8 protein-coding genes are annotated in these 12,353 nt (G+C 34.2%); 4 read left to right on the forward strand and 4 right to left on the reverse strand.

The genetic code is table 11. The features are described 5' to 3' along the window. The first annotated feature begins 3 nt into the window (after positions 1–3). The gene (locus M666_RS11635) at positions 4–414 is read left to right on the forward strand and encodes a hypothetical protein (RefSeq protein WP_029445979.1); all 411 of its coding nucleotides are present in this window, start codon (positions 4–6) and stop codon (positions 412–414) included. A gap of 319 nt (positions 415–733) precedes the next feature. Here M666_RS11635 and M666_RS11640 read toward each other — a convergent pair whose 3' ends face one another. Beyond that, positions 734–1,135 carry a hypothetical protein gene (locus M666_RS11640; RefSeq protein WP_024480156.1) on the reverse strand — a complete coding sequence of 134 codons (402 nt, stop codon included), beginning with the start codon at positions 1,133–1,135 and terminating at the stop codon, positions 734–736. Positions 1,136–1,430: 295 nt separating this feature from the next. Beyond that, positions 1,431–3,980 (reverse strand): ATP-dependent Clp protease ATP-binding subunit, encoded by a 2,550-nt coding sequence (locus M666_RS11645; protein ID WP_024480157.1) that lies wholly within the window; start codon positions 3,978–3,980, stop codon positions 1,431–1,433. 256 nt (positions 3,981–4,236) lie between these two features. On the opposite strand from M666_RS11645, the gene gyrA reads away from it, so the two are divergent. Then, complete coding sequence (gene gyrA / locus M666_RS11650; RefSeq protein WP_029445980.1) at positions 4,237–6,768, forward strand: DNA gyrase subunit A; 2,532 nt, start codon at positions 4,237–4,239, stop codon at positions 6,766–6,768. 25 nt (positions 6,769–6,793) lie between these two features. Continuing rightward, a complete protein-coding gene (locus tag M666_RS11655; RefSeq protein WP_025614670.1) occupies positions 6,794–8,056 on the forward strand; it encodes a tetratricopeptide repeat protein in 1,263 nt (420 codons plus the stop codon). Between the two features lie 86 nt (positions 8,057–8,142). Here M666_RS11655 and M666_RS11660 read toward each other — a convergent pair whose 3' ends face one another. Together M666_RS11660 and M666_RS11665 are read right to left on the reverse strand one after the other, a co-directional pair. Next, positions 8,143–8,895 (reverse strand): C40 family peptidase, encoded by a 753-nt coding sequence (locus M666_RS11660; RefSeq protein ID WP_025614671.1) that lies wholly within the window; start codon positions 8,893–8,895, stop codon positions 8,143–8,145. A gap of 18 nt (positions 8,896–8,913) precedes the next feature. Further along, the gene (locus tag M666_RS11665; protein WP_029445981.1) at positions 8,914–10,089 is read right to left on the reverse strand and encodes an acetyl-CoA C-acyltransferase; all 1,176 of its coding nucleotides are present in this window, start codon (positions 10,087–10,089) and stop codon (positions 8,914–8,916) included. A 203-nt stretch (positions 10,090–10,292) separates the two neighbouring features. Here M666_RS11665 and M666_RS11670 point away from each other — a divergent pair, with 203 nt between their 5' ends. Continuing rightward, the gene (locus M666_RS11670) at positions 10,293–12,341 is read left to right on the forward strand and encodes an HD family phosphohydrolase (RefSeq protein WP_029445982.1); all 2,049 of its coding nucleotides are present in this window, start codon (positions 10,293–10,295) and stop codon (positions 12,339–12,341) included. Positions 12,342–12,353: the final 12 nt, after the last annotated feature.

Here is a 12,353-nt window from a genome sequence, read left to right on the forward strand (position 1 = left end):
AGAATGAATAACTTTGAAAGTTTTCTTAACTCTAAAACTCCTTTAAAGTATATATTGTTATTTGCTATTATCTATGCTATTTATACTAATGGCAAAGAATATTATCATTTCAATCTTTATACTGTATATGGAATAGCGGAGTGTACTGAAATTGATATCCAAAATACAAATACTTATGCTGCTTATAAGTTTTATGTTGATGGTAAAAGAATTAATGGCTCAATTCAATTAGGAAGTATAGTCTATCCAGGTTGGGTGGGCAAGCATTTTAAAGTGCAATACTCTAGCAAAGATCCAGAGATTAATAACCTACTTTTAAGCAAACCAGTTTATGATACCGTACGTATTAAAAAAGCGGGTTTTGTAATTAAGGTTCAGGAGAAGAAAGAAAAACGCAATCAGTTTCGAGATTAATTAAAGTAATTTTTATAAGGAATTACTATGAAACGGTGGTAATTAATTTAGTGGCATACGGTCCTGTGGTTGGGTATATTATCTACTCAAGAGTCACTAACGTTCCGAATAGCGGTTTTAACTGGGTAGAGCTGGTAATAGTTATTCTTTTAGGGGTAGTGGGGAGTATGCTAGGGCAATACTTCAAACAGAAGTGGAAAGATTGATGCCATGAAAAAAAAGACTGATGTACATAACTATTAATCAGTTCAGCTCTTTCTGGTATATTAACAGATTCGATAAAAAAAAGCCATTCAGTTAAATGAATGGCTTTTCTGTTTTATTTAGCTTTTACACGTCTTTTGATCCATGCTAAAGCATTATCAAATTCTATAAAGAATTTCATAGAATTTTTATAGAATAATTTTTCTATTTTGAAATTATGCATATCAATTTCTTTCACAGAAACAACAGCAAATGCTTTTAAATTCTCAATTTCACGAATGTAGTTGTAAACGGTAGGATCTAAAGCGTACGAATTTTTTCGTAAACTGATGTATCCAAAGTTTTTTTCCCTAAAGTGTATTTCTGCAATTCCTATGATTTGATAAGCTCTTTCTAGAGTGATGGTCGCGCCTTCGGCAAAAATAGCAACCATGTAATCATCGTATACTTGAACCATACCAGTTTCAAGATGATACTCTTGAACGATGACTCTTTTTTTCGATTGTTCAATACTCATTCTTCGTATTTTAAATAGTGTGTCTCGCGGACGAAAATACTACTAAGCTTAAAACTGTTAAAAAATAATAGATAAAGCGCTTATATATCGCTTAAGTAACTAAAGTTTGCGAATACTGAAATGTGATTGATTGAAAATGATTACATTTATTTTGTTGCTAATTATATTGTTGTAGTACTTTTTAAGTATCTGATTATAGCCTAATTGCTATATATGGCTTTCATACGTGTATAGCAGTAGTGAAAACAAAAAAAGAGAGCCAATTGGCTCTCTTTTTAATTGAATTTAGAAGGTATTAGGCTTCAGATTCTTTTTTAGATTTTTCAATCTTTATGGTTAATTCATCTTTTTCTTCATCAAGATCCATAAATATAGTATCACCTTCTTGTAGTTTAGAACTAACAATTTCTTCTGCTAAAGCATCTTCAATGTACTTTTGAATAGCACGTTTTAATGGTCTCGCTCCGTATTGTTTATCAAAACCTTTTTCGGCAATGTAATCTTTGGCTTTATCAGATAAGGTTAATTCATAGCCAATATCTTTAATTCGTAATAACAATTTACGAAGCTCAATATCAATAATTTTATGAATATCTTCTTTCTCTAAAGGATTAAATACCACTACATCATCAATTCTATTTAAGAATTCTGGTGCAAAAGCCTTTTTTAATGCATTTTCTATAACACTTTTCTGGTGAGAATCAGTTTGAGATTTCATTGCTGAAGTACCAAAACCAACACCTTGTCCGAAGTCCTTCAATTGTCGCGCACCAATATTAGAGGTCATAATAATGATTGTATTTCTAAAATCGATCTTACGGCCTAAACTATCTGTTAAGAAGCCATCATCTAATACTTGAAGCATCATGTTAAACACATCTGGATGCGCTTTTTCTACTTCATCTAAAAGAACTACAGCATAAGGTTTACGACGAACTTTTTCGGTTAATTGGCCACCTTCTTCGTAACCAACATATCCTGGAGGTGCTCCTACCAAACGAGAGATAGCAAATTTCTCCATGTATTCACTCATATCAATACGAATCAATGCATCTTCAGAGTCAAATAATTCTTTTGCTAAAACTTTAGCCAATTGAGTTTTACCCACACCAGTTTGACCTAAGAAAATAAAAGATCCAATAGGTTTATTAGGGTCTTTTAATCCAGCTCTGTTTCTTTGAATAGCTTTGGCTACTTTAGCAACCGCTTCATCTTGACCAATTACATTGGACTTAATAAGGTCTGGTAACTCAAATAACTTAGTTATCTCTGTTTGAGCAATTCTATTTACAGGAATACCACTCATCATAGATACTACGTCTGCAACATTTTCTTCAGTTACAGTTTCTCTATGTAATTTGCTTTCTTCTTCCCATTTTTCTTGGGCTACCGCTAAATCTTTTTCAATTTTCTTTTCGTCATCTCTAAGTTTCGCAGCTTCTTCATAGCGTTGTTTTTTTACAACAGTATTCTTAAGCTCACGCACATCTTCTAGTTGCTTTTCAAGCTCTAGAATTTGCTTAGGTACATCCATATTTACTATATGAACACGAGAACCCGCTTCATCTAAGGCATCAATAGCTTTGTCTGGAAGAAAACGATCAGTCATGTATCTATTGGTAAGCTTTACACAAGCAATAATAGATTCATCTGTATAAATAACATTATGGTGATCTTCGTATTTTCCTTTGATGTTTTTAAGTATTTCAATAGTTTCATCTACGGTAGTAGGCTCCACAATTACTTTTTGAAAACGACGCTCTAGAGCACCATCTTTCTCTATATACTGTCTGTATTCATCTAAGGTAGTTGCACCAATACATTGAATTTCTCCTCTTGCTAATGCTGGTTTAAACATGTTAGAAGCATCTAAGCTTCCTGTAGCACCACCTGCACCAACTATAGTATGAATTTCATCAATAAAAAGAATAATATCATCATTCTTTTCAAGCTCATTCATAACCGCTTTCATACGTTCTTCAAACTGGCCACGGTATTTTGTACCAGCAACTAAAGAAGCTAAATCTAAGGTAACTACACGTTTATTATAAAGTATACGTGATACCTTTTTATCAATAATACGTAGTGCTAAACCTTCTGCGATTGCACTTTTACCAACACCAGGTTCTCCTATAAGAAGGGGGTTGTTTTTCTTTCTTCTACTTAGGATTTGAGAAACACGTTCTATTTCTTTCTCTCTACCAACAACAGGATCTAATTTATTTTCTTCCGCCATTTGTGTTAAATCGCGACCAAAATTGTCTAAAACTGGAGTTTTAGATTTTTTATTTCCTTTCTGATTCGTTGTTCCTCCAAAGTTTCCTTCTTTACCTTCTGCTGCATCATCGGCATCATTAGGGAAAGATTCTGATGTAGGTGAATCTACATAGTCATCATCACTTGTAATCATAGATTTGAATTGTTCTTTAACTCCATCATAGTCTACTTTCAATTTATGTAGCAATTTTGTAGTTGGGTCATTCTCATTTCTAAGAATGCATAACAATAAATGTGCTGTATTGATAGAAGAGCTCTGAAAAAGCTTTGCTTCTAAAAAAGTTGTTTTTAGTGCGCGTTCCGCCTGCCTTGTCAAATGCAAATTCTTTTTATCTTTTTGCATAGGAGTAGCATTGGGATTTGCCGGACTTAAAATCTCTACCTTTCTACGAAGGTGATTTAAGTCTACATCTAAAGCGTCAAGAATGCTAATTGCTTTTCCACTTCCATCACGCAATAGCCCAAGCATTAAGTGCTCGGTACCTATAAAATCATGACCAAGTCGTAAAGCTTCTTCTTTACTGTAAGCAATTACATCTTTTACTCTAGGTGAAAAATTATCATCCATATATATTCCTTTCAACATTAAAAATACTAAATCTATCTGAAACAATAACAAATACTGTTCCTATATTCGATAAATTATATCTAATAGACGGAAAAAAACATACATTCACAACTAAAGGCAATTCATTTTATTAATAACACTATAGTGTAAACTGTTGATAAATTCTTAAATAAACTATGAAAGAATTGTATTGATAGCTTCGATTTTCTGTATATTGGCATGTTTTTTAACCTAGTAAATAATATAAGATTTTAAAATGGCAGAAGGAGAAAAATTAATTCCTATCAACATAGATGATGAAATGAAATCCGCTTACATTGATTATTCAATGTCGGTCATTGTGTCACGTGCGTTACCTGATGTTAGGGATGGTTTAAAACCAGTACATAGAAGAGTTTTATTTGGAATGTACGAATTAGGTGTTCGTTCAACAAGTGCTCATAAGAAATCTGCACGTATCGTGGGTGAGGTTTTAGGTAAGTACCACCCACATGGTGATACTTCTGTTTATGACTCTATGGTACGTATGGCTCAGGAATGGAGTTTGCGTTACATGCTTGTAGATGGTCAGGGTAACTTTGGGTCTATTGATGGAGATAGCCCGGCAGCAATGCGTTATACAGAGGCGCGTATGCGTAAAATTGCTGACGACATGTTGGCAGATATAGATAAAGATACTGTAGATCATCAATTAAACTTTGATGATTCTTTACAGGAACCTAAAGTATTACCTACCAGAATACCAAACTTATTGGTAAATGGTGCTTCTGGTATTGCAGTAGGTATGGCAACAAATATGCCTCCTCACAACCTAACAGAAGTTGTAGATGGTACCATAGCTTATATTGAAAATAATGATATTACCATTGATGAGTTAATCACCCATATAAAAGCGCCAGATTTTCCTACGGGAGGAATTATTTATGGCTATGATGGTGTTAAAGAAGCTTTTCATACTGGTAGAGGGCGTGTAGTAATGCGTGCGAAAGCATCTTTTGAAGAGGTTCAAGGACGTGAATGTATCATTGTTACCGAGATTCCTTATCAGGTAAACAAGGCAGATATGATTAAAAAGACTGCCGATCTTGTTAATGATAAGAAAATAGAAGGAATTTCTACCATTAGAGATGAGTCTGATAGAAACGGTATGCGTATCGTTTACATCTTAAAAAGAGACGCTATTCCTAATATTGTTTTAAATACCTTATATAAGTATACAGCGCTTCAGTCTTCTTTTAGTGTTAATAACATTGCACTAGTTAATGGAAGACCACAGATGTTGAATGTGAAAGAAATGATTCATTATTTCGTAGAGCATAGACATGAAGTAGTTGTTCGTAGAACAGAATTTGAACTTAAAAAAGCAGAAGATAGAGCACATATCTTAGAAGGACTTATTATAGCTTCTGATAATATAGATGAGGTTATCGCTATTATTAGAGCCTCTTCTAATGCAGACGAAGCGAGAACAAACTTAATGGAACGCTTTAAACTGACAGAAATTCAGGCAAAAGCAATCGTTGAGATGCGTTTACGCCAATTGACAGGTCTGGAACAAGACAAGTTACGTGCGGAATACGATGAGATTAAAAAGACTATAGAAGATTTAAAAGATATTCTTGCGCGTAAAGAGCGTAGAATGGAAATTATCAAAGAAGAATTAGCGGAAGTAAAAGCTAAATACGGTGATGAGAGACGTTCTGAAATAAACTTTGCAGGTGGTGATCTTAGTATGGAAGATATGATTCCGGATGAGCAAGTAGTAATTACTATTTCTCATGCAGGTTATATTAAAAGAACAGCGCTTTCTGAGTACAAAACACAAAATAGAGGAGGAGTTGGTCAAAAAGCATCTTCTACTAGAAATGAAGATTTCTTAGAGCATTTATTTGTGGGTACCAACCACCAGTATATGTTATTCTTTACCCAGAAAGGAAAATGTTTCTGGATGCGTGTTTATGAGATTCCTGAAGGAAGTAAATCATCAAAAGGTAGAGCTATTCAAAACTTAATTAGTATTGAAAGTGATGATAAAGTAAAAGCATTCATCTGTACGCAAGATTTAAAAGATGAAGAATATGTAAATAGTCACTTTGTGATTATGGCGACTAAGAAAGGTATTGTGAAGAAAACTTCTTTAGAGCAATATTCTAGACCACGTCAAAACGGTATTAATGCTATTGGTATTAGAGAAGATGATGAGTTATTAGAAGCTAAACTTACTACAGGTACTAGTGAAATATTCTTAGGACTTAAATCAGGTAAAGCTATTCGTTTTGAAGAAAGTAAAACAAGACCAATGGGTAGAAATGCTTCAGGGGTTAGAGGGGTTACTTTAGCTAGCGATGATGATGAGGTAATAGGAATGGTATCTGTGCATAACTTTGAAGAAGAGATTCTTGTAGTTTCGGAAAAAGGGTATGGTAAGCGTTCAAGTATTGAAGACTATAGAGTGACGAATAGAGGCGGTAAGGGAGTTAAAACAATTTCTATTACTGAAAAAACAGGAGGTTTAGTAGCTATTAAAAATGTATCTGATTCTGATGATTTAATGATTATCAATAAATCGGGTATTGCTATTAGAATGAGTGTTGAAGATCTACGTGTTATGGGTAGAGCAACGCAAGGAGTTAGATTAATCAATATAAAAGGTAAAGATTCTATCGCAGCTGTGGCAAAAGTCATGAAAGACGAAGATGCTGTAGATGAGCTAGATGTGAACGATTTGGATGTAGATCCGGAGAATGGCACGGCAATTGATACTGAGGATACTGAAACTGAAGAATAAACACTAAATTAAAATTATATTAAAAATGAAAACTAGATTATTTATAGCAGCTGCAATGTCTTGCACAATGGTAGCATTCTCGCAGAAGAACGAGTTAAAAACTGCAGAAAAGGCATTAAAGTCAGGTAGTGCCGCTGAAGCTAAAACTGCTTTAGAAAGTGCTTCCTCTTTAATAGGTGGTGCAGATGATAAAATGAAAGCACAATATCACTTCTTAAAAGGAGAAACTTTTGCTATGCTTGCAAAAAAAGGAGATGCAAGTGCCTTTAATACGGCCATTGAGTCTTATAAAGAAGCTATTGCTACGGAAGAAGCGTCAGGAAAAGCTAAATATACGGTTGAATCAAAGCAAAAATTATCAGGAATGACAGCAGATTTAATCAATGCTGCCGTTGAAGATAACAACAATAAGCAATACAAACCAGCAGCAGAAAAACTGTACATGGGCTACCAATTGAGTCCAAAAGATACTGTTTACTTGTACTATGCTGCAAGTAGTGCTGTGAATGGAGGAGAATATGAGCAGGCTTTAACGTACTATAATGAACTTAAAGACTTGGGATATGATGGTTCTGAAGTTAAGTACACGGCGGTTAATGTAGCTACTGGTGAAACTGAAGAAATGGATAAGACTCAAAGAGATCTTATGGTAAAGTCTAAGACCTACAAAGATCCTAAAGAAGAGAAAAGTCCTTCTAAGAGTTCAGAAATTATTAAAAACATCGCGTTAATTTATACGCAATTAGGTCAGGATGATAAAGCATTAGGTGCTTATAAAGATGCACGTGCAAATGACCCTGAAGATGTTAACTTAATTTTAAATGAAGCTAATCTTTATTTCAAATTAGGAGATAAAGATAAGTTTAAGTCTTTAATGGCAGAAGCTACAGCATTGCAGCCAGATAACGCAGATTTGTTTTACAATATCGGTGTTGTTAATATGGAGCAAGGTAATATTGAAGATGCAAGAGCTGCATATAATAGAGCTTTAGAAATAAACCCTGGTTATGTAAATGCACAATTAAACTTATCTACAACGTATGTAAACGAAGGAAACGGAATGATAGATTCTATGAATTCATTAGGGAATTCTAGAGCCGATATCGCAAAATACGATGAGCTTAAAAAGAAAAAAGATGGATTGTTTCAAAAGGGTGCTGATATTTTGGAGCAAGCTTTAAAATTAAATCCAGATAATCAAGGAATCTTAGAGCAATTAAAGAACATTTATGGAGCTTTAGGTGATAATGAAAACTTCATGAGATTAAAGAAGTTAATTGGAGAGTAATTTAATGTACTACTAATAATATAAAAAGCCTTTACAAATTATGTAAAGGCTTTTTTATTGCTCTTAAGTAATCAGAAGATATATGTTTAAAATATTTTTTTGATTACTCTTAGTTTGTGCGTGTAGGTTTTTGTATCAGTATTAAAAATACCGGTATGGTCTATACGATCAATCCTTACCGTGCCACTTACGTGAATGATATAATTATTTTGCATGATGATACCCACATGGTTAATAATCCCCTCATTGGTGTCAAAAAAAGCTAAATCGCCAGCTTCACTTTCCTCAATAAAACTTAATGCTTCACCTTGCGTAGCTTGCTGGCCAGCGGTTCTGAGTAAATTATGGCCATTAATTTTATAGACCATTTGTGTAAAGCCAGAACTGTCTATGCCAAAGGGAGTAGTTCCTCCCCATACATATGGTGCATTTAGGTAAAGCAATGCAACTTCGATTAGATTATTTTTATTAGAAGATTTTACCGTAGCACTTCCTTCAAAGGTATGTTGTAATAATGCAGCATTGCTTATGGTGGCTCCTAAGAGCACAGGTATCAGCGCATTTTCTGGTGTCGCTACAAAAGAAACCAAATCATTGGCGTATACATGGTCTTTTTTAGCAGCAATAGCTGTGTATTCTTCTTCGGTGATAAATCTTAATTGTAAGTTGCTAATCCATCCCTCACAACCATCATAAGCGATCCTGATCTTACTCCAAAATTTACGAGTGTCAATTACTTTATAGTAATCGCCATAAAGTAACTGACTTATTAATTCGCTGGTATCTTCAGGATTTAATCGTACAGGAACAACACTAAGAGGGCATATGCCGTATTGCATAGTTTGGTCTACTGATAATTAATTTCTTTTGATTACAATGGCTGAAGCACCACCACCACCGTTGCAAATAGCAGCAGCTCCTGTGGTTCCATTTTGTTGTTCTAAGACATTTATTAGGGTAACCAGGATTCTTGCGCCAGAGCAGCCTAAAGGATGTCCTAAAGAGACAGCACCGCCATTTACGTTGACGTTTTTATCCGTAAGACCTAATAATTTCATATTAGCTAAGCCAACAACAGAAAATGCTTCGTTAAATTCAAAGTAATCAACATCTTTAATAGTAATATTGGCTTTATCTAAAGCTTTAGGAAGTGCTTTGGCAGGTGCTGTAGTGAACCATTCTGGTTCGTGAGCAGCATCAGCATATCCTATGATAGTCGCTAAAGGTCTTAAGTTTAATTCCTTTGCTTTTTCTTCACTCATTAGTATTAAAGCAGCAGCGCCATCATTGATAGTAGAAGCATTTGCAGCGGTTACCGTACCGTCTTTTGTAAAAGCAGGTCTAAGTGATGGAATTTTATCCATTCTTACGTTCTTATACTCTTCGTCTTGATTTACTATTGTAGGTTCACCACGACGTTGAGGTACTTCTACAGGAACAATTTCATTGTTGAATTTGCCTTTTTCCCATGCCTCAGAAGATCTATTGTAAGATTGTATGGCATAATTGTCTTGATCCTCTCTAGAGAATTCATATTTTGTTGCACAGGCATCTGCACAAACACCCATAGCATTTTCATCGTAAGCATCTACTAAACCATCTTTTTGCATCCCATCTATAAGGGTAGTAGGTCCAAATTTTTGGCCATTACGCATATGCACGTAATGCGGAATTAAACTCATGTTTTCCATACCACCAGCTACTACAATAGAGGCATCTCCTAATGCAATTGCTTGAGCAGCTTGCATTACGGCTTTCATGCCAGAGGCACATACTTTATTAATAGTAGTACAAGGAACAGTATTTGGTATTCCAGCGTAAATAGCTGCTTGTCTTGCAGGAGCTTGACCTGTTCCTGCAGAAACAACATTACCCATGATTACTTCTTCTACTAAAGAAGCGTTTAAATTTATTTTGTCTAAAGCACCTTTAATTGCTGTTGCGCCTAATTTTGGTGCCGATACAGTGGATAAACTACCCATAAAACTTCCTATAGGAGTTCTCACTGCAGATACGATTACTACTTTTTTCATTTTGTCGAATAATTAGTTGTGCGAAATTAATAAATTTAAGCGCAATGAACTGGGATGATTTTAAAAAAAGGAGGCTAATATTGTTAATCTTTACTTATTCCTCAGCGTTTTTACTTTATTTGCTCCTATAGCATTTATGAATTCTCCTAAAATCAATTGTTAAGCTTATATTTTCTATTTTTGAAATACATTAACAAATCCTAATGAGTACATTTTTAGATAATATCTATAAAAATCAATCTACCGTATATAAATATTTTATCTATATACTTTCTACTGTGCTTATTGTTTTTTTCTTTCCCAAAGGGGGGAAATTTAAGTATGAATTCCAAAAAGGAAAACCTTGGCAGTATGATAATTACTATGCTCCGGTAGATTTCTCTATAAAAAAATCTGATGATGACATAGAGAAAGAGAAAGCTGCCATTAAAAACCGACAAATACCGTATTACTCTTATGATAAGGAGATTGTAAATGGAGTGTACGCTGCTTATTCTTCTGAGTTTAAAAGATTGATAGACGGGTTATCTGAGGTGCCGGCAAATAAGAATAAACTTTATGATGTTGGTGAAAATATATTGAATGTTCTCTATGAAAAAGGGGTGTCAAATGATGCCGCAATTAAATCTACTTCCAATAGTATAAATCTTATTCGGAATAATGAGGAGATAAGAATTAATAGTAATCAGCTTTTTACAAAAGAAGATTTGGATAGTGTTATTAATGTTGTTCTTAAACGAAACAATGTTTCTAATTTAGAAAAGGAGTACCAAAGGCTGCTTTTTGAAATAGTGGAACCTAATGTGTTTCAGGATAGAGAATTGTCTAAGAAAGTATTAGAAGATGCATATTCTAAGCTGTCTTATACGCGCGGCACTGTAGATCAAGGCAAGTTAATTATTGCTAAGGGAGAGGTGGTCGAATCTGAAAATTATAAAATTCTATCATCGCTTAAAAGTGAGTATGAGTCAGAATTGTGGACCTCAAATAATTACTATTTTATTTTATTTGGCTACTCCGTATTGGTGGCGTTAGTGCTCATGATGCTTTTGCTTTTCTTAAAGAAATATAGGAAAGACATTTATAAAAATAATACGAAAGTTACTTTTATCTTCTTCAATATACTGATCATGGTATTTGTGACCACCTTGGTGGTTAAGTATAATGAAGCATATGTATTTGTAGTTCCGCTTTGTATTTTACCGCTTATATTAAAAACATTTTTTGATGCGCGTTTAGGGCTGTTTGTACATGTTTTGGCAGTGCTTATCTTAGGCTTTGTAGTGCCTAATAGTTTTGAGTACGTTTTTCTGCAAATTATTACTGGTATTGTAACTATTCTAACGGTTTCAGAATTGTACAAGCGTGCGAATCTCTTTATCTCTGTGGGGCAGATTATCCTTATTTATATTGTCGCGTATTTTGCGTTTCATATAATTCACGAAGGAAATCTTGATAATGTTCAATGGCTAGTTTTCGGCTTGTTTTTATTGAATGGGATGATCACTCTTTTTGTGCAACCATTAATTTATATTTACGAGAAGGTATTTGGTTTGGTCTCTGATGTTTCTTTATTAGAGCTGTCTGATACAAATTCTAGACTTTTAAAAGAATTATCCAACAAGGCTCCAGGGACATTTCATCATTCTTTACAAGTGGCTAATTTGGCAGAGGCGGCAGCCAATGAGATAGGAGCAAATGCTATGCTGGTTAGGGTAGGGGCTTTGTATCATGATATTGGTAAAATGAATAATCCAACGTATTTTACGGAAAACCAAATTACTAATGTTAATCCGCATGATGAATTAGCGCCAATAGATAGTGCGAAGATAATTATAGATCATGTTATCGGAGGTATTGAATTGGCTAGAAAAAATAATCTTCCCGACCGGATTATAGATTTCATTCGGGTGCATCACGGCACTACTTTGGTCTATTATTTTTATAAAAAGCAATTAGAAATTGATGGTGAGGTGAACGAAAAAGATTTTAGATATCCAGGACCGACTCCTTTTTCTAAGGAGACAGCTATCTTAATGATGGCAGACTCCATAGAGGCAGCTTCAAAAAGTTTAAAAAATCCTACGTTCTTGATTATTGATGAATTTGTAAATAAGATAATAAGCGGTCAGATGAACGCCAATCAGTTTTTAAATGCGAACATCACTTTTAAGGAAATTGAAGCCATAAAGAAGGTGATGAAGCAAAAACTAACAAATATTTATCATCTAAGAGTCGAGTATCCAGAGTAGTAGAAAATAGAT

This window comes from Cellulophaga baltica 18, from assembly GCF_000468615.2.
Taxonomy (GTDB): Bacteria; Bacteroidota; Bacteroidia; order Flavobacteriales; family Flavobacteriaceae; genus Cellulophaga; species Cellulophaga baltica.